This is a genomic window from Streptomyces sp. bgisy100, assembly GCF_057709105.1.
Genome location: NZ_JBYITE010000018.1, coordinates 71,390 through 88,602, shown reverse-complemented (window position 1 = coordinate 88,602; position 17,213 = coordinate 71,390). Strand labels below are relative to the sequence as shown.

The window sequence follows — 17,213 nt, the reverse complement described above, 5'->3', positions numbered from 1 at the left end:
GGGGTCTGCTGAGCCGTGCCCCAGCGTACGCGGCGGAGCGGGGGCGGCAGGCACCCCGGAGACCAGCCCGCGATCACCCCGATAATCCGCAGAACTTCTTTTCGGGCCGTGCCTTTGGCACGTGTCAGCCGTTAATGCCACCAGGGGGAGAGCCGCGTCGGCCGCAAGGAGGCAGAAGGCGATGCGCGTAGGAACGTTTGCACTGGCCGCCCAGTTCCCGGGCCAGGGGCAGGGGGAGGCACTGCACCGCGCGGTGCGGACGGCCGAGGTCGCCGAGGAGGCGGGGCTCGACGCGGTCTGGCTCGCCGAGCACCACTTCGTGCCGTACGGCGTCTGCCCGTCGGCGGTCACGCTGGCCGCGCTGCTGCTCGGCCGGACCCGGCGGATCGGGGTCGGCACCGCGGTCAGCGTCCTGCCCACCAGCCATCCGGTGTCCCTGGGCGAGCAGGCGGCCCTGCTGCATCTGACGTCCGGCGGCCGGTTCACCCTGGGCGTGGGCCGCGGCGGGCCCTGGGTCGATCTGGAGGTGTTCGGCTCCGGCCTGCCGGCGTACGAGACGGGGTTCCCGGAATCCCTCGATCTGCTGCTGCGCTGGCTGCGGGAGCCGCGTGTGGGGGCGGACGGCGAGCGGTACTCCTTCCGCGAAGTGCCCGTCGTACCGCGGGCGGACGAACTGCTTCAGGCCCCCGAGGGCCCAGCCGTGGTGGTCGCCTGCACCTCCCCCGCGAGCGTCCGGCTGGCCGCCGAGCGCGGGCTGCCGATGCTGCTGGGCATGCACTGCGGTGACGAGGAGAAGGCCGAGGCGGTCGCGCTCTGGCGCCGGACGGCGCTGGCGGCCGGGCGTTCACCCGAGGAGGTCGCGGCCGCCGGGCACGTGTCGGCGGGCGTGCTGCAGATCGCGGACTCCCGGGCGCAGGCCTCCGAGGCACTGGCCAAGGCGATGCCCGGCTGGCTGCACCAGGGGCTGGGCGCCCATGTCACGGTCGACGGCCGGGCGCGCCGGATGCGCGATCCGCACGCCTACACCGAGCTGCTGTGCGGGCTCCACCCGGTGGGTCCCCCGAGGCTCTGCGCCGACCGCCTGGCGGCCACGGCGGAGAGCACCGGGGTCAGCCGGTTCGCCCTGATGGCCGAGGGCACGGGTGACCTCGCCGCGACCGAGGAGAATCTGCGCCGGCTGGGCGGTGAGGTGCTGCCGATGCTGCGCTGAGGCAGCGGCGGCCCGCCGGTTGCGTGCATCGCGCAGGCGCCGGCAGCCGGGTGCTGCCGCTCCTGCCCGATGCACCTCCCCGGTACGCGGAGCGGTGCCGCCGCCGTCAGCAGTCCCGGAGGGTGGGCGACTGGTTGAGGAGCTGCCCGCGTACGGAGGTGAACCGGGCCAGTCGCTCGTCCACCGACGGGTCGACCGGGAAGACCGCCACGCGGTGACAGTTCTGGAACGCCAGCCGCACGCCGAAGTGCCGCTGCAGCGCGCCGCGTATCGCGTCGCTCGCCAGCGCCCGGAGGAGCTGGCCGCGCGCCTGCTCGTCCGGCGGGGGCACCTGGTTGTCGGCGAACTCGCCGCCGTCCACCTTGAGCTGGGCCACCAGAGAGCTGATCAGCTCCCAGGCGTAAGGCAGGGAGGTCCGGACGCAGTCGACGAATTCCGCTTCGTCGACCTCGCCTCGCTCGGCCTTCTCGAGCAGGGCCGGTGAGACGTCGAGCGACATGGGGTTCTCCTCTCGCGACCCCGGTTCCCGGGGTCTTACGGGCAGGGACGGGAGTTCGCGACGCAGCGTGCCCATTCGGCGACTTCCCGCGTCAAAGGTATGTCCAGCACCGCGCCGGCACCAGGAGAACGGGCACACAACCGGCCACCACCGAAGGGGCCCATCCAGGGCGAATCGCGTGGACCCGGCCCGGTCGAGTAGCGTGGCCGACCATGCGTCTCGTCATTGCCCGCTGCTCCGTCGACTACGCGGGCCGGCTCACCGCCCACCTCCCCTCGGCACCCCGGCTGATCCTTGTGAAGGCCGATGGAAGTGTGTCGATCCACGCGGACGACCGGGCCTACAAACCCCTCAACTGGATGTCCCCGCCGTGCACCCTCAAAGAGGGCGACGACCAGGTGTGGACCGTGGTGAACAAGGCGGGCGAGAAGCTCATCATCACCATGGAGGAGGTGCTGCACGACTCCTCGCACGAACTCGGCGTCGACCCCGGTCTGATCAAGGACGGCGTGGAGGCGCACCTCCAGGAACTGCTCGCGGACCGGATCGAAACCCTCGGTGAGGGCTATTCGCTGATTCGGCGTGAATACCCCACAGCCATCGGACCGGTCGACATTCTGTGCCGGGACGCGGACGGCACCACGGTGGCCGTGGAGATCAAGCGGCGTGGTGAGATCGACGGGGTGGAGCAGCTCACCCGCTATCTCGAACTCCTCAACCGCGACCCGCATCTGGCCCCGGTGAAGGGCGTCTTCGCCGCGCAGGAGATCAAGCCGCAGGCGCGGGTGCTGGCCGCCGACCGCGGCATCGGCTGTGTGGTGCTCGACTACGACGGGATGCGCGGCATCGAGGACGACAAGCTCCGGCTCTTCTGAGCCTTCGGCCCGGCCGGGACCCCCGAGCCGGGCCCTCCCGGCGGGACGGTCGGCCGTTCGCGCGTACCGCCGGTGCCCCGGGCCCTCGCCCGCGGCGCCGTGCGCGACAGGCCCGCCGCGCACGGCCCCGGTCAGGCGACCGGGGCCGTTTCCGTGCCTCCGCTCGCCGTTTGCGTGGCTCCGTCTGCCGTTCCCGTGTCTCCGCCTGCCGATTGCGCCGCCACGCCGGACGGCTCCGGGGCGCTGCCGGTCACCGACTGCGTGCCGTCGGGGGTACCGGAGGCGGAACCTCCGGCGGTGTTCGACGTGGTGCCGCTCGGCGTGGCCGACGGGGTCCCCGACGGCGCCGGGGAGGACGGCGGACGCGAGGTGGACGGGGAGGACGGCGGCCGGGACGAGGACGGCGGCCGGCTGGAGGAGGGCGGCCTCGTCGGCTCGTCCGGATCCCCGCTCGACGCCGACGGGCCGGGCGAACCGCTCGTCGACGGCGTGCCGCTCGGGGTCCCGCCGGTGCTCGGTGAACCGTCCGTCGTGGCCGGGGCGGCGTCCTCCACCGGGGTGCGGGGACGGCTCGTGGACCCCTGGGTGGGCGGCTCGTCGGCGATCAGCCCGTTGCGGCCGTCGTCGGTGTCGGCGGACTGTTCGGTCCGCACCCGGTCCGGCTGCCGGTCGTCGCCGCCGGAGGCGAAGCCCAGGGTCACCACGGTGCCGAGCACGGCCGCGAGCAGCGCGCCCGCACCGGCCGCGACGACATTGCGCCGCGCGCCGCTGAGGACCGTGTGCCGCCAGCCGGTCCGCTTCCCCGTGGCCGGCTTCCCGGCAGCGCCACGCTTCCCGGCTCCGGCCGCCGGGGAAGCGACCGCGCTCCCGGCGCCGCCGGCCTCCGCGGCGGCGGAACCGCTGGAGAGCCGGGCCGGGACGGTGCGGGCCGCTTCCTCCGGTGACTTCCGGGCAAGCGCCGCGGTCACCCGCGCCGTCCGGGAGACCGGTGTCTCCACGATCTCCTCGGCCGCTGCCGGGCCGCCGGTGCCGGGCACGAACCCGGCGGCCTGGTCGGCGACGAGGGCCAGGGCCCGCCGTCCGGCCACCGCGCCGCGGCGGTCGGCCAGGGCGCCGCGCAGCGCGATGGACGCCTCCAGCTCGGCGCGCGCCCGGTCCAGCCGGCCGGTGCACAGCGCGAGCACCCCCAACTCGTGGTGGAAGTACGCCTCCTCGGCGACCTCGCCGGAGAGCCGGGCCGCCTCCTGCCCGTGCCGCAGGGTGCGCTCCCAGGCGCCCCAGTGTCCGGAAGCGGCGAACGCGGGGGCCGCGGTGCGGGCCAGCAGCACGGCGGCGCTGGGGTGCCCGGCCTCCTCGCTGCCGACGAGGACGGCCATCGCGGCGAGGATCGCGTCCGCCTCGGCAGCGACCCGCTCCGGCGTGACGGAGGGGTGCCCGGTCCACCAGGCGTAGTGCTGGGCGGCGCTGTGGGCGTGGCCGGGCGTGTCCTCGGCGTAGCCGGAGTCCGCCAGCCGGTCCGCGACGCCGGAGGCGAGGCGGTAGTGGGCTCCCACCGGGGTGAGCAGTCCGCAGGCCAGCAGTTCGCCGACGGCGGCGTCGGCCCGGGTGTCGCCGACGAGGGCGGGCAGGTGGGCCTGGTGGGGGCATTCGCCGGCGAGGGCGACCGCGAAGCGCAGGGTGTCGCGGGCCGCCTCGCTCAGCCGGGAGGCGAGCAGCGCGGCGGGCGCCGCGGCCTCGGGCAGGGTCGGCAGCGGGGTGTCCGGCTCGTCGCCGGAGGACTCCTCGGCCGCGTCCGCCGTCCCCTCGGCACCGCCGGCGCCGTCCTCGTCGGCGAGCGGGCCGTCACGTTCCGCGCGCCGGGCGTCGTGCTGCCGGAGCAGCGCACCGGCCTGGACGAAGCGCAGCGGCAGCCCCTCGGACTCGAACCAGAGGTCCGCCGCCCAGGCGGCCTCGTCCTCGGAGAGCGGGCGCTGCGCGGCCCCCTCCAGCAGCTCCAGGCAGGCGGCGCGGCTGAGTCCGCCGAGGAACACCTCCTCGAGGTGCGAGTCCGTGGCGGGCGCCGCCACATCGGGCGTGGCGGAGAGGAGGAACGCGCACTCGGGCGTGGCCGCGAGGAGTTCGTCCAGGCCACCGCCCCCGAATTCGAGGTCGTCCAGGACCACGACGGCGCCGATCCCCTGCACCGTCGCGAGCAGTTCGTCCCGTCCGGGCCGGTACCGGGGGGCGTGGTGGACGGTCGCGCAGAGCTCGTGGAGCAGTTCGGTGGGGGTCCGGCGGTAGCCGGAGAGCCGGACCACCCCGTCGGGGGCGAGGTCGGCGCAGTCGGCGGCGACGGCGTCGAGGAGGGCGCTGCGGCCGGAGCCCGACGGGCCGGTGACGCGTACGGAGCGCCCGCGGGAGAGCAGCCGCACCAGCCGTTCGCGCTCCTCGGCCCGCTCCAGCAGCGGCAGCGCGGGCGCGGCCGGGCCGGGCGGAACGGGCGGCATGGCGGCCCGGCGCAGCGCGTCGCGGTCCTCGCCGCTGGTGCGCCCGGGGCGGCCGGAGCCGTCCGCCTCGGCGTCCTCGGTGCGGTGGCCGGGCGGGCGGCGCTCGATCTCGCTGCCGTCGACCGGATTGACCGTCACCAGGTACGCGCCCGCCTCGAGCTGGACGGTGCGGACGGTGCCGGTGCCCTTGCCGCCGTCCCGCTCACCGGGCGCGAAGGCGGGGGGCACCGCCCCGCGCGGCGGCCGGGGCGACGTGCCGCCGGGCCGCGCGGATGCGTGCTGCTCGCGGCCCTGAGGCTCATGCCCCTGGAACTCACGGCCTGGGAACTCGTGGCCTGGAAACTCATGGTCCGGGAACTCATGGCCCCGGAGCTCGCGGTCGTGGCCGTGCTCCTCCGGCTCCCGGTCGTTCGGGTCCATCGCTCAAAGCCCCCCAGATCCGGGTCGCGTGCCGTTGTGCTCCCGGCCTGTCCGCACGCACGCCGCCCGCTTCCGGTCCGGTGGTCCGCCGCGGCCTCCCGAACACGACGGGAGCCGAACGCCGGACCATCGCACAGTATCCAGCAAGAGGAGCGTGACCAGGCGGTGCAGTAGGTCACATGTTGGTGAGGATGGCGCCCGGAGTGCCGCCCCGACGGGCCGGGCGGGTCAGACCCGGGGCAGCGACTCGGCTTCGATACCGCCCTCGATGGAGAGGATGCGGTGCAGCCGGGTGGCGACCAGGAGGCGCTGCATCTGGGGCGGTACGCCGCGCAGCACGAGCCGGCGGCCCGCCCGGCCGGCCCGGCGGTGCGCCCCCATGATGACTCCGAGACCGGTGGCGTCCCAGGAGTCCAGTTCGGTCAGGTCGAGTACCAGATCGCCCCGGCCGGTGTCGACGGCGGTGTGCAGGGCCGTCCGGGCGTCCGCCGCGCTGCGGACGTCGAGGCGGCCCCCGACGACCAGCTCGGCGTGGTCGCCCCTGATATGCATATGCGCTCCCCGAATGTGGTGCGTGCGTGGTCAAAGGTCTACAGAACTGACTGCCTCTCGGACGGCAAAGTTGCCGCCTGTAAGCGAACCGATACAGATTTCACCCTCAGGGGTGACCCCTGAGGGTGACGGCGCCTCAGTAGGTGTAGAAGCCCTGTCCGCTCTTCCGGCCGATGTCACCGGCGTCGACCATCCGACGCATGCTCTCCGGCGGGGCGAACTTCTCGTCCTGCGTCTCGGTGTAGATGTTGCCGGTGGCGTGCAGCAGGATGTCCACGCCGGTCAGGTCGGTGGTGGCGAGCGGGCCCATGGCGTGGCCGAAGCCCAGCTTGCAGGCGATGTCGATGTCCTCGGCCGAGGCGACACCGGACTCGTGCAGCTTGGCGGCCTCGACGACGAGCGCCGAGATGAGGCGGGTGGTGACGAAGCCGGCGACGTCGCGGTTGACGACGATGCAGGTCTTGCCCACGCTCTCGGCGAACTCCCGGGTGGTGGCAAGGGTTTCGTCGCTGGTCTTGTAGCCGCGCACCAGCTCGCACAGTTGCATCATCGGGACCGGCGAGAAGAAGTGGGCGCCGACGACCTTCTCGGGACGGTTCGTCACGGCCGCGATCTTGGTGATCGGGATGGCGGAGGTGTTGGACGCGAGCACCGCGTCCTCCTTCACCAGGCCGTCGAGAGCGCGGAAGATCTCCTGCTTGACCTCGATCTTCTCGAACACCGCCTCCACGACGACGTCCGCGTCGGCGACCGCGTCGAGGTCGGTGCTGGTGGTGATCCGGCCCAGCGCGGCCTCAGCTGCCTCGGCGTCGAGCTTCCCCTTGGAGACGAACTTGTCGTACGAAGCCTTGATGCCGTCGGTGCCCCGGGTCAGCGCCTCGTCGGTGACGTCGCGCAGCACGACGTCCCACCCCGCCTGCGCCGAGACCTGCGCGATACCGGACCCCATGAGTCCGGCTCCGATGACGGCGAGCTTCCTGGCCACTGCTGCTCCCTATGCCGTGACGACCCGGGGGCGTCCCCCGGTAACCCTGAACAATGCGACTCTCCGGCGGACCTTAGCGTCCGTGAGGGCCCGGATGGCGGGGAAGAGATGCGCGTCACGTCTCACATGACGGACATCACACGGACGCGACTCATTCGGCTGACCGGACTGCGTAGTTGAGCACGTTTTCACTCAGCAGCCCCTCGATGGCGTCGAGCCGGTCGAGCACCGCACGCGACGCCTCGGCGGGCCCCGTGCCGGACGTCATCGCCCGCCGCACGCCGCGCATCACGGTGTGCCGCAGCCGGCCGGGAGCGCGTGCACGGCACCGCGGGTCAGGCGGGAATGCGACGACAGGGCCTACGCTCGACCCATGGTCAATCTGACGCGCATCTACACCCGGACCGGCGACGACGGCACCACCGCCCTCGGCGACATGAGCCGCACCGCGAAGACCGATGCGCGGATCGCCGCGTACGCCGACGCGAACGAGGCCAACGCGGCGATCGGTGTGGCCATCGCCCTCGGGCAGCTGCCCGAGGAGATCGTGACGGTCCTCGTCCGGGTGCAGAACGACCTGTTCGACGTGGGCGCCGACCTCGCCACCCCGGTGGTCGAGAACCCCCAGTACCCGCCCCTGCGCGTGGAACAGACCTACGTCGACAAGCTGGAGGCGGACTGCGACCGCTTCCTGGAGGGCGTCGAGAAGCTCCGCAGCTTCATCCTCCCGGGCGGCACCCCGGGCGCCGCGCTGCTGCACCAGGCCTGCACGGTGGTACGGCGCGCCGAACGGTCCACCTGGGCGGCCCTGGAGCAGCACGCCGACCTCATGAACCCGCTCACCGCGACCTACCTCAACCGCCTCTCCGACCTGCTGTTCATCCTGGCCCGCACGGCGAACAAGGAGATCGGCGACGTGCTGTGGGTGCCGGGCGAGAACCGCTGAGGGCGGGCCGGCCGCAACCCGGCCCCGGGACGTTCGGGAGCCGGGCGTTCGGGGGCCGGGGCTTTCGGGGGCCGGGGCTTTCGGGGGCCGGGGCATTCGGAGCCCGGGGCGTCCCGGAGGGCCGGTGACGGGCTCAGCCCCCGTCCTCGGCTTCCGTCGGCACCGGCAGCCGTCCGCCTCGGCTCTCGGCGACCCGCAGCGCGTCCCGGAGGGACTCGGCCAGCCGCGCGGTGGTGAAGCGCAGCTCCCGGACGCCGGCCCGGGGATCGGAGAGCACGGCCTCGGCCCCACCGAGCACCTGAGCCCCGGAGGACAGCTGCGCGGCTTCCACATCGTCCGCGAGCCGGGACAGCGTGCTGCGCGGGTCGTCGGTGCTCAGATAGCAGGGCCTGCCGTCGGGGCTCGTCCACGGCAGGAGCCGGAACCGGGACTCCGGGGTGGGCAGCGAAGCCGACGGGAGCAGCGATTCCCCGGGGGACGTCAACCGGCGCACGGACCCACCGCCTTCCCGCAACGGCACACACCGCCGTGGGCGGAGTGCTTCGGTGGCGTCGGCCGTGGCCGCCGCCCGCGCCCTTGCGGGCACCGGCTCCCGATGCGTTGATTCATGTCGACTGCTCTCCTCGGGTCGGCCGCTCCCCCTGGCACGCGGCGCCGGGGGTCCGTCACGCCTACGGGTCCTCCCGCTCCGTTCCGCTGTCGGGCGACCACGCGGCGACTACTTTGAGTGTTGCAACGAACGCGTTGTGCCATCCGGCCCGAGTGGGCGGCGACCGTCCCTCTGTCGGCCGCGGGACGGCAGGCACCGTCCCGAACTCGCACGTGGGACGAGAGGTTTCGAACGTGAAGTTCCAGTCGCAGTCACTGACCCCCGACCGCTCCGCACGGCACTTCTACGGCGCGGAGATGCGCCGGCACCGCGAGGCGGCGCAGCTCTCGCTGGTGCAACTGGCCAAGATCGTGAACTCCAGCAAGAGCGGCCTGGCACGCGTCGAGACCGCCGAACTGATGCCCCCGCCGGAGCTGTCGCGGGCGCTGGACGCGGCATTCGGAACCGACGGCCTCTTCGCCCGGCTGTACGACCTGGCGAAGCGGGAGGCGCATCCGGATCAGTACCGGCGGTACATGGACTTCGAGGCCAGGGCCACGGACATCGAGCAGTACGGGGCGCAGGTTCTTCCGGGTCTCCTGCAGACTCCCGGCTATGCCCGCGCGTTCCTCGGCTGCCAGCCCGACCTGACTCCGGAACAGTTGGAGGAACGGGTCGCGGCCCGGATGGCTCGGCAGGAGCGTCTGAGGTCCGAGTCACCTCCGTGCCGCTGGGCAGTACTCGATGAATCCGTACTCCGACGCAGAGTCGGCGACCGGAATTGCATGCTCGAGCAACTGGCCTCCCTACTCGAACAAGTGGATACTCCGGTCAGCAGGGTGCAGGTCATGCCCTTCGATGCCGGAGAACACCCTTTGCTCGGCGGCTCGTTGACCGTACTCACCCTGGCGGACGGCCCCGCCGTGGCGTACGAGGAGGGCATCGAGGCCGGTCACCTCTACGAAGATCCAGAAGCAGTGAAGAAGCGCCGACGCCGATACGATGTGCTGCGCGCGAACGCCCTCTCGCTGGCAGAGTCGGCGGCGTTGATTCGATCGGCGATGGAGGAGTACCAGCCATGCGAAACACCCTCGACCTGAGCACCGCTAACTGGCGCAAGAGCAGCTACAGCAACTCCAACGGCGGCGAGTGCGTCGAGGTCGCCGACGGACTCCCCGGCATCGTCCCCGTCCGCGACAGCAAGGACCCCCACGGCCCCGCCCTCGTCTTCTCCCCCGCCTCCTGGACGTCGTTCATCGACGCCGTCAAGGAGGAGGCTTTCCCCTTCGCCTGACCGCGAGGCGAGCCGGATGATCACGATGGAGGACTACCAGCCATGCGCAGCACCCTCGACCTGAGCACCGCCCACTGGCGCAAGAGCAGCCACAGCAACACCAACGGCGGCGACTGCATCGAGGTCGCCGACGGCCTCCCCGGCATCGTCCCCGTCCGCGACAGCAAGGACCCCCACGGCCCCGCCCTCGTCTTCCCGGCCGCCTCCTGGACGTCGTTCATCGACGCCGTGCGGGACGGCTCGCTGTCCGGCTGACGCCTTCTGGGCGTGCGTACCAACGACAACGGCTCCCCGCCCCGTTCCCGGGCGGGGAGCCGTTGTCGTCCCCTGCGCATCGGAAGTCGCCGCCGCTCCGTCCGGCGCGTCACCGGCCCGAACTCAGCTCCTTCTCGCGGCTGTCCGCGGCAGCCTCACCCGCGCCGCCCGGGTCCTTCTTCGGCAAGAGCGTGTAGCTGCCGGCGATGAGCAGGTTGATACCGATCAGCCAGCCCATCCTGGTCTGCCACGCCCGCAGCGACTCGGTGTTCCCGTCGTCGCCCACGTAGAGCGCCGCGCACTGGAGGAGGCCGATGGCGACGACCCCGGCGAGGATCCAGCGGCCGGCGGTCTTCCACTCGTGCACCGTGCGCGCCATCCCGTACTTCGGCGGCTTGGCCGGCTTCGGCGCGCCCGAGAAGCGGTGCGCGAAGTGCCCGTCCGCCCACTTGATCAAGTGGTGGCCCATGGCGACGGTGAAGCCGATGTAGACGGCCGCCAGACCGTGCTTCCAGTCCGGCTCCGCGCCGTTCTTCAGGTCGATCGCGGTGACCACCAGCAGCACCAGTTCGAGCAGCGGCTCGCACAGCAGCACCGCCGCTCCGGTCCGGGGCATCTTGGCGAGATAGCGCAGGCTCAGGCCTCCGGCCAGCAGCAGCCAGAAGCCGACCTCACAGGCGATGATCAGCGTGACGATCACGACGGGGACCTCCTCGCGGGTTCCCCTCCAGCTTCGCCGCGGTCCGGGCCCCGTTCGTCGTCGCCAGTGACGAACCGCCACTGCATCCTTCGATGTACCGGGTCTCACTCCCTGCGTGGAGGCGCCGGGCCCCGCCCGGCGTGTTGGATGGCGGAGTGACCCTTTCCTTCGCCCGCCCGCACCGGGACGACGTGCTGCTCGCCGTCGGCGGGCTGCTCACCGGTGTGCTGCTGTGGTCGCTCGGGCTGCACAGCTGGGGAGGGCGCTCGCTCCTGCCGGTCTGGACCGCACTGATCCCGATCGCGGTGACCGCCGCCACCGAGCTGTTCCGCCGGTCCGCGCCACCGGTCGCCCTGCTGGTCGCCACCGCCGCGATGATCGGCGACCAGTTCACGACCGGCAGTCTGGCGACGACGATGATGTTCACCGACGTCATGTACGCCGCCGTGGTCTACGGGACACCCGCGTCCGCCCGCCGCATCCCGGTGATCACCGGCTTCATCACCGTCGCCACGACCCTGGTGGCGCTGGTCTGGATCCGGCAGCCGGAGGCCCTGCTCATCGGCGTGGTGACCGGTCTGGTCACCTTCGGCCCCGCCTCGACCGGCGCCTCCGTCCGCAATCACCGCGAGGTCGCGGAGGCCGCACGGCTGCGTGCCGAGCAGACCGCGCTGCTCGCCGAGATGGACCGCCGGGAGGCCGTGACCGCCGAGCGCTCCCGGATGGCCCGTGAACTGCACGACCTGGTCGCCAATCACCTCTCCGCCATCGCCATCCACTCCACCGCCGCGCTGTCCATCGGCGAGCCGAAGGCGGCGAACGAGGCGCTCACCGTGATCCGGGAGAACAGCGTCCAGGGACTGGCCGAAATGCGCCGCCTCATCGGGCTGCTCCGCGACCCGGATGCCGCGGAGGCCCCCACCGCCGCCCCCACACTCGACGGCCTCGAAGCCCTGCTGGACCAGGCGCGGACGAACGGCACCGGCAGCGGACTGACCTTCGCGCTGGACGACGGCCGCGCCCCCGGCCAGGCCCTTCCGGCCCCCGTCGAGCTGGCCGCCTACCGGATCGTGCAGGAGTCCCTGACCAACGCGCTCAAACACGCCTCCCCCGGCGAGGTGGCCGTCCGGATCGCTCGGGAGCCCGGCAAGCCGCTGACGGTCCTGGTCACCAGCGAGGCCGGGGACCGTTCCGGACCGCGGGCACCCGGCTCCGGCTCCGGGCTCGTCGGCATGGAGGAACGGGTGGCGCTGCTCGGCGGAACGTTCGCAGCCGGCCCCGCCCCGGCCGCCGGCCACCGGAAGATCTGGCAGGTCCGCGCGGAACTGCCCGTCGACGAAGGAGTCCCCGTCCCTTGACCATCCGTGTGCTCGTGGCCGATGACCAGTCCGCCGTACGGGCGGGTCTGGTGCTGATCCTGCGCTCCGCCGACGGCATCGAGGTGGTGGGTGAGGCGGCGGACGGCGAGGAGGCCGTCCGGCTCACCCGCGAGCTCCGCCCCGATCTGGTCCTGATGGATGTCCAGATGCCCCGGCTCGACGGGGTCTCCGCCACCCGGCGGATCGTCGCCGAGCAGCTGGCCGACGTCCTGGTGCTCACCACCTTCGACCTGGACGAATACGTCTTCGGCGCGCTCCGCGCGGGCGCCGCCGGGTTCCTGCTCAAGGACAGCGACGCGGCCGGGCTGATCGAGGGCGTCCGCACCGTGGCCCGCGGCGACGGCCTGATCGCTCCGGCGGTGACCCGCAGGCTGATCACGGAGTTCGCCGCACCCCGCCCGGCACCCGCGCCGACCGCGGATGCCCCCGATCCGGCCGTTCTCGACGCACTGACCCGCCGGGAGCGGGAAGTGCTGGTGTGCATCGGCGAGGGCCTGTCGAACGCGGAGATCGCCGTCCGGCTGACCATGGCCGAGGCGACGGTGAAGACCCATGTGAGCCGGCTGCTCGCCAAGCTGGAGCTGCGCAGCCGCGTGCAGGCGGCCGTCCTGGCCCGGGAGTTGGGCGTGGGCCGCTAAGGGGTGTCCGACGGGGCGGGTGACCGGCCGGGCAGGTCCCGTGCCCTGTCGGTCCGCTGCGCGATCCAGCCCGTCATCGCCCGTACGCCGATCCCGATGGCTCGCTCGTCCGGGGCGAACTCGGGGTAGTGCGGATAGCCGGTCGTGATGGATGCGCCGGGGGCACGGACGCCGAGGAAGGTGAACGTGCCGGGGACACGGTCCAGGTAGAGGGCGAAGTCCTCGCCGCTGAAGGGAGGGAACGCGGCATGGAGCACGGTGACCACGTCCCGGCCCAGTGTGCGGCGCAGACGGCGGGCGAGCATGCGGGCGTCGCGTTCCGGGCAGACCATGGCGGGGAACGGCTCGCTGGGGAAGCGCACCCCGGCCCCCGCGTACGACGCGGCCAGCCGGCGGATGTCCTCGCGTACCTCCGTGTAACGCTCCTGCGGCCAGCAACGGTAGGACACGCTCACCTTGGCGCCCTGTGCTCCGGCCCGCACGGCCACGAACCGGGCCAGCGGCCCCGTCGGGAGTCTGGGCGTCGGCGACGATCCGCTCGATGTCCGCGGGGGTCTGCGGGAGTGCCACCGTGGCGAGCGTGCCGATCTCGGCGGCCAGGCGCCGCGCGGCATCGTGCGCGTCCGGCCCGGGGAGGGTCACCTCCGCGTTGTCCTGGCCCGGCATCCCGTGGCCCGGGGTCACGGCGAACCGGCCGACGGGGAAGGGTCCGCAGTGCAGCGCGTGGATCTCCTCGACGCCGGTGCGCTCCAGGACGCCTGCGTCGATCACCGCGCGGGCCCCGGACAACGTCTCCTCGGCCGGCTGGAAGAGGAACACCACCGTTCCGCTCAGTCGCTGCCGCAGCCGCGCCAGGACCTGTGCGACGCCGATGGACACCGTGGTGTGGATGTCGTGCCCGCAGAGGTGGGCCGGCGCCGGGCCGCCCCCGACGATGTCCTCGGCCGGCACCGCGTCCATGTCCGCCCGGTACGCGACCGTCCGCCCCGGACGCGAGCCGCGCAGGACGCCGACGACGCCGTGGCCGCCCACCCCGGTGGTGACGGCCAGCCCGGCCGCTCGCAGCTCTCGGGCCACCACACCGGCGGTACGGCGTTCCCGCCCCGGCGTCTCGGGGTGCCGGTGGATGTCCCGCCGCAGCTCGATCAACCCGCGTTCCAGGCGCGCCACCTCGGCGTCCACCGCGCCTTGTGCCACCGGCCCACTCCACCCGCCGGCGACCGCCCTCCCCGCGGATCCCCACACCATGGCCGCACCGGCTGCCGCCGTTCCGGCCAGCAGCGCACGGCGCTCCAAAGCGTGCTCCGTGGGACGCTTCATGGTTCCCCCTCCGTGATCCGTCACGTGGTCTTCCGGAGCGTCCGCCAGACAAGCCGGATCCCTCCCGGCACTGTGTGTCGTGCCGTCGCCGCCCGGCGAACGGAAGACCTGATTGGTAAACGATCACTCCACGCGGATGGCATTGCCCATCCGGCGAGCCACCACGTGGGGGTGGGGGTAACCCGACCATGGGACGCAGACCCGTCGGGCGGCCCGTCGGACACGCTCCGGGGCGCGTGCGGCCGTTGGGGCGAGTCCGCCGGAGCGGCACGTGGTGATGCCGCCGAGACGCGGTGGGCGGACGGCTGTCGGCCGGGGCCGCTCGGCCCGGACCGCGGCTATGACGCCCCCGCGAGCCCGGCGGGGCTCCGAGCGGGAGGCGCCTGCCCGGGGCGGGCGGGGATCAGAAGAGGCCGGCCGGGACAGGAGCCGGTCCGAGGAGCCCCGGGGGCTCGGGGCCGGGGAGGAGCCTTGGGGCCCAGAAAAGAAGAATCAGGCCACGTTCACACGCTGGCCCGGAGGTGCCGCTTCCAGCCAGGCCAGGAAGCCGGTGAGGGCGTCCTCGCTCATGGCGAGTTCCAGATGGGTGCCGCGGTGCAGACAGCGGAGCACGATGGCGTCGGACAGCAGCGCCAGCTCCTCCTCGCCCTGCGGAGTCCGGCGCGAGAGAACCTCGATCGCGGAGCGCTCCAGCACCCGGCGCGGGCGGAGCGCGTAGGAGAAGACCCGGAACCACTCCACCCGGTCGCCGTTGTAGCGCGCCACCCCGTACACCCAGCCCCGGCCGCTGGGCTCAGGCCCGGACAGGCCGGCCTCGGCCTCGTCGGTGCTCCCGGCAACGTTCCAGCGCAAGCTGCAGTCGAACGTCCCGCCCGACCGCTGGATCAGTCTCCGGCGCAGGCCGAAGACGAACAGCCCCAGCAGTACGAGCGCGATGCCCACACTGCTCAGCAGCAGTGCGAGGAACATCTGCACCGACCTCCTCGCCTCATCTCGCCGGGCCAGTATGACCTCGGGATCCACCTCAGCCGCGGACCGTCCTGGAGGAGTCCAGGCCGGTCCGCGGCTGAGGAAGCACCCCCGGACCGGGTCCGGGGGAGGGTGTCGTGTCGCCGGGCGTCAGCGGCTGCCCGTCGCCGCGACCAGCCGGATCTCGGCGCGCCGCTCGGCGGCGGCGTCCGTGTCCGACTTCGCTCGCTCCAGGGCGCGCTCCGCACGGGCGACGTCGATCTCGTCCGCCAGCTCGGCGATCTCCGCCAGCAGGGAAAGCTTGTTGTCGGCGAACGAGATGAATCCGCCGTGCACCGCCGCGACGACAGTACCGCCGCCACTCGTACGGATGGTCACCGGGCCGGACTCCAGCACACCGAGCAGCGGCTGGTGGCCGGGCATGACGCCGATGTCACCCGATGTGGTACGTGCGACGACCAGGGTGGCCTCGCCGGACCAGACACTGCGGTCCGCGGCGACCAGCTCGACGTGCAGCTCAGCAGCCAACGTGGCTCCTCGGGTCTCCGCCTGCCGTGGCAGGCGTCCAGTAAAGGACTGGGGTGTCAAGAGTAACGGGCGCGGATGTCAGGGGCGGGGCGGGCCCGCCCCTGACACCGTTCGAGCACGAGGCTCAGGAGACGCCGAGCTCCTTGGCGTTCTTCTTGAGGTCGTCGAGACCACCGCACATGAAGAAGGCCTGCTCCGGGAAGTGGTCGAACTCGCCGTCCGCGATCGAGTTGAACGCGGCGATCGACTCGTCGAGCGGCACGTCCGAACCGTCCACACCGGTGAACTGCTTCGCCGCGTGGGTGTTCTGCGACAGGAACCGCTCGATACGACGGGCGCGGTGGACGACCAGCTTGTCCTCCTCGCCCAGCTCGTCGATACCGAGAATCGCGATGATGTCCTGGAGGTCCTTGTACTTCTGCAGGATCCCGATGACGCGCGAGGCGCAGTCGTAGTGCTCCTGCGCGATGTAGCGCGGGTCCAGGATGCGGGACGTCGAGTCCAGCGGGTCCACCGCCGGGTAGATGCCCTTCTCCGAGATCGGCCGGGAGAGCACCGTCGTCGCGTCGAGGTGCGCGAAGGTGGTCGCCGGGGCCGGGTCGGTCAGGTCGTCCGCCGGCACGTAGATCGCCTGCATCGAGGTGATCGAGTGACCACGGGTCGAGGTGATGCGCTCCTGCAGGAGGCCCATCTCGTCCGCGAGGTTCGGCTGGTAGCCCACCGCGGACGGCATGCGGCCGAGCAGGGTGGACACCTCGGAACCGGCCTGGGTGAAGCGGAAGATGTTGTCGATGAAGAACAGCACGTCCTGCTTCTGCACATCGCGGAAGTACTCCGCCATGGTCAGACCGGCCAGCGCGACGCGGAGACGGGTGCCCGGGGGCTCGTCCATCTGGCCGAAGACCAGCGCGGTCTTGTCCAGAACGCCGGACTCCTCCATCTCACCGATGAGGTCGTTGCCCTCACGGGTGCGCTCACCGACACCGGCGAACACGGAGACACCCTCGTGCAGCTTGGCCACACGCATGATCATTTCCTGGATGAGGACCGTCTTGCCGACGCCCGCACCACCGAACAGACCGATCTTGCCGCCCTTGACGTACGGGGTCAGCAGGTCGACGACCTTCAGGCCGGTCTCGAACATCTCGGTCTTGGACTCGAGCTGGTCGAACGCCGGAGCCTTGCGGTGGATCGCCCACCGCTCGGACTCGTTGCCGTTCTCCTCGGGAACGTTCAGCACCTCACCGAGGGTGTTGAACACCTTGCCCTTGGTGAAGTCGCCGACCGGGACGGTGATGCCGTCGCCGGTGTCGGTCACCGAGGCCTGGCGGACCAGACCGTCGGTGGGCTGCATGGAGATTGCGCGGACCACGCCCTCACCGAGGTGCTGCGCAACCTCGAGGGTCAGGGTCTTGAGCTTGCCGTCCTCGGCCGGGTCGGCGACCTCGACGGTCAGTGCGTTGTAGATCTCCGGCATCGCGTCGACGGGGAACTCCACGTCGACGACCGGGCCGATGACCCGCGCGACGCGGCCCGTCGCCGAGGCCGTCTCAACAGTGGTGGTCATA

17 protein-coding genes and 1 pseudogene are annotated in these 17,213 nt (G+C 72.4%); 8 read left to right on the top strand and 10 right to left on the bottom strand.

Features of this window, described 5'->3' with window-relative positions; genetic code table 11:
• Window positions 1–181: 181 nt before the first annotated feature.
• On the top strand, window positions 182–1,210 hold the full coding sequence (locus tag AC3EQ1_RS15135) for an LLM class flavin-dependent oxidoreductase (protein WP_432094818.1): 1,029 nt from the start codon (window positions 182–184) through the stop codon (window positions 1,208–1,210).
• 106 nt (window positions 1,211–1,316) lie between these two features.
• Here the strand turns inward: AC3EQ1_RS15135 and AC3EQ1_RS15130 are convergent, their stop codons facing one another.
• Window positions 1,317–1,709: an SCO5389 family protein gene (locus AC3EQ1_RS15130; RefSeq protein ID WP_351509870.1), complete on the bottom strand. Its 393-nt coding sequence runs from the start codon at window positions 1,707–1,709 to the stop codon at window positions 1,317–1,319.
• A gap of 212 nt (window positions 1,710–1,921) precedes the next feature.
• Here AC3EQ1_RS15130 and nucS point away from each other — a divergent pair, with 212 nt between their 5' ends.
• The gene (gene nucS / locus AC3EQ1_RS15125; protein WP_388851143.1) at window positions 1,922–2,584 is read left to right on the top strand and encodes an endonuclease NucS; all 663 of its coding nucleotides are present in this window, start codon (window positions 1,922–1,924) and stop codon (window positions 2,582–2,584) included.
• Window positions 2,585–2,715: 131 nt separating this feature from the next.
• On the opposite strand, the gene AC3EQ1_RS15120 is transcribed toward nucS, so the two are convergent.
• From AC3EQ1_RS15120 to AC3EQ1_RS15110, 3 genes are all read right to left on the bottom strand, one after another.
• Complete coding sequence (locus AC3EQ1_RS15120) at window positions 2,716–5,490, bottom strand: ATP-binding protein (RefSeq protein WP_432094817.1); 2,775 nt, start codon at window positions 5,488–5,490, stop codon at window positions 2,716–2,718.
• A 228-nt stretch (window positions 5,491–5,718) separates the two neighbouring features.
• Window positions 5,719–6,042 carry an STAS domain-containing protein gene (locus AC3EQ1_RS15115; RefSeq protein WP_388851149.1) on the bottom strand — a complete coding sequence of 108 codons (324 nt, stop codon included), beginning with the start codon at window positions 6,040–6,042 and terminating at the stop codon, window positions 5,719–5,721.
• Window positions 6,043–6,178: 136 nt separating this feature from the next.
• Entirely contained in the window at window positions 6,179–7,027 is an 849-nt protein-coding gene (locus tag AC3EQ1_RS15110; RefSeq protein WP_351509878.1) for a 3-hydroxyacyl-CoA dehydrogenase family protein, read from the bottom strand.
• 373 nt (window positions 7,028–7,400) lie between these two features.
• Between AC3EQ1_RS15110 and AC3EQ1_RS15105 the strand changes: the two genes are divergently transcribed.
• Entirely contained in the window at window positions 7,401–7,973 is a 573-nt protein-coding gene (locus AC3EQ1_RS15105) for a cob(I)yrinic acid a,c-diamide adenosyltransferase (protein WP_388851158.1), read from the top strand.
• Window positions 7,974–8,106: 133 nt separating this feature from the next.
• On the opposite strand, the gene AC3EQ1_RS15100 is transcribed toward AC3EQ1_RS15105, so the two are convergent.
• Window positions 8,107–8,418 (bottom strand): hypothetical protein, encoded by a 312-nt coding sequence (locus tag AC3EQ1_RS15100; RefSeq protein WP_432094849.1) that lies wholly within the window; start codon window positions 8,416–8,418, stop codon window positions 8,107–8,109.
• A gap of 398 nt (window positions 8,419–8,816) precedes the next feature.
• Here AC3EQ1_RS15100 and AC3EQ1_RS15095 point away from each other — a divergent pair, with 398 nt between their 5' ends.
• From AC3EQ1_RS15095 to AC3EQ1_RS15085, 3 genes are read left to right on the top strand one after another with little or no spacing between them, the layout of a single operon-like run.
• Window positions 8,817–9,662 carry a helix-turn-helix domain-containing protein gene (locus AC3EQ1_RS15095; protein ID WP_432094816.1) on the top strand — a complete coding sequence of 282 codons (846 nt, stop codon included), beginning with the start codon at window positions 8,817–8,819 and terminating at the stop codon, window positions 9,660–9,662.
• A complete protein-coding gene (locus AC3EQ1_RS15090; protein WP_432094815.1) occupies window positions 9,641–9,856 on the top strand; it encodes a DUF397 domain-containing protein in 216 nt (71 codons plus the stop codon). The genes AC3EQ1_RS15095 and AC3EQ1_RS15090 overlap by 22 nt, the downstream gene beginning before the upstream one ends.
• Before the next feature lie 42 nt (window positions 9,857–9,898).
• On the top strand, window positions 9,899–10,111 hold the full coding sequence (locus tag AC3EQ1_RS15085) for a DUF397 domain-containing protein (protein WP_432094814.1): 213 nt from the start codon (window positions 9,899–9,901) through the stop codon (window positions 10,109–10,111).
• A 109-nt stretch (window positions 10,112–10,220) separates the two neighbouring features.
• On the opposite strand, the gene AC3EQ1_RS15080 is transcribed toward AC3EQ1_RS15085, so the two are convergent.
• A complete protein-coding gene (locus AC3EQ1_RS15080; RefSeq protein WP_432094813.1) occupies window positions 10,221–10,811 on the bottom strand; it encodes a hypothetical protein in 591 nt (196 codons plus the stop codon).
• 155 nt (window positions 10,812–10,966) lie between these two features.
• On the opposite strand from AC3EQ1_RS15080, the gene AC3EQ1_RS15075 reads away from it, so the two are divergent.
• Window positions 10,967–12,169, top strand: coding sequence for a sensor histidine kinase (locus AC3EQ1_RS15075; RefSeq protein WP_432094812.1), 1,203 nt, complete (start codon window positions 10,967–10,969; stop codon window positions 12,167–12,169).
• Complete coding sequence (locus AC3EQ1_RS15070) at window positions 12,166–12,828, top strand: response regulator (protein ID WP_432094811.1); 663 nt, start codon at window positions 12,166–12,168, stop codon at window positions 12,826–12,828. The genes AC3EQ1_RS15075 and AC3EQ1_RS15070 overlap by 4 nt, the downstream gene beginning before the upstream one ends.
• On the opposite strand, the pseudogene AC3EQ1_RS15065 reads toward AC3EQ1_RS15070, so the two are convergent.
• The 4 genes and pseudogenes from AC3EQ1_RS15065 to atpD all read right to left on the bottom strand — a co-directional run bounded on the left by AC3EQ1_RS15065 (window position 12,825) and on the right by atpD (window position 17,212).
• Window positions 12,825–14,076, bottom strand: a pseudogene (locus AC3EQ1_RS15065) (M20 metallopeptidase family protein). The gene AC3EQ1_RS15070 and the pseudogene AC3EQ1_RS15065 overlap by 4 nt on opposite strands.
• 564 nt (window positions 14,077–14,640) lie before the next feature.
• The gene (locus tag AC3EQ1_RS15060; RefSeq protein WP_432094810.1) at window positions 14,641–15,117 is read right to left on the bottom strand and encodes a DUF2550 domain-containing protein; all 477 of its coding nucleotides are present in this window, start codon (window positions 15,115–15,117) and stop codon (window positions 14,641–14,643) included.
• Between the two features lie 150 nt (window positions 15,118–15,267).
• Entirely contained in the window at window positions 15,268–15,645 is a 378-nt protein-coding gene (locus tag AC3EQ1_RS15055) for a F0F1 ATP synthase subunit epsilon (protein ID WP_351509896.1), read from the bottom strand.
• 124 nt (window positions 15,646–15,769) lie between these two features.
• Complete coding sequence (gene atpD, locus AC3EQ1_RS15050; RefSeq protein ID WP_432094809.1) at window positions 15,770–17,212, bottom strand: F0F1 ATP synthase subunit beta; 1,443 nt, start codon at window positions 17,210–17,212, stop codon at window positions 15,770–15,772.
• Between the last annotated feature and the right edge of the window lies 1 nt (window position 17,213).

Coding starts and splice junctions, on each gene's coding strand:
- AC3EQ1_RS15135 (WP_432094818.1), top strand. CDS start 182: ATGCGCGTAGGAACGTTTGCACTGGCCGCCCAGTTCCCGGGCCAGGGG.
- AC3EQ1_RS15130 (WP_351509870.1), bottom strand. CDS start 1,709: ATGTCGCTCGACGTCTCACCGGCCCTGCTCGAGAAGGCCGAGCGAGGC.
- nucS (WP_388851143.1), top strand. CDS start 1,922: ATGCGTCTCGTCATTGCCCGCTGCTCCGTCGACTACGCGGGCCGGCTC.
- AC3EQ1_RS15120 (WP_432094817.1), bottom strand. CDS start 5,490: ATGGACCCGAACGACCGGGAGCCGGAGGAGCACGGCCACGACCGCGAG.
- AC3EQ1_RS15115 (WP_388851149.1), bottom strand. CDS start 6,042: ATGCATATCAGGGGCGACCACGCCGAGCTGGTCGTCGGGGGCCGCCTC.
- AC3EQ1_RS15105 (WP_388851158.1), top strand. CDS start 7,401: ATGGTCAATCTGACGCGCATCTACACCCGGACCGGCGACGACGGCACC.
- AC3EQ1_RS15090 (WP_432094815.1), top strand. CDS start 9,641: ATGCGAAACACCCTCGACCTGAGCACCGCTAACTGGCGCAAGAGCAGC.
- AC3EQ1_RS15085 (WP_432094814.1), top strand. CDS start 9,899: ATGCGCAGCACCCTCGACCTGAGCACCGCCCACTGGCGCAAGAGCAGC.
- AC3EQ1_RS15060 (WP_432094810.1), bottom strand. CDS start 15,117: ATGTTCCTCGCACTGCTGCTGAGCAGTGTGGGCATCGCGCTCGTACTG.
- atpD (WP_432094809.1), bottom strand. CDS start 17,212: ATGACCACCACTGTTGAGACGGCCTCGGCGACGGGCCGCGTCGCGCGG.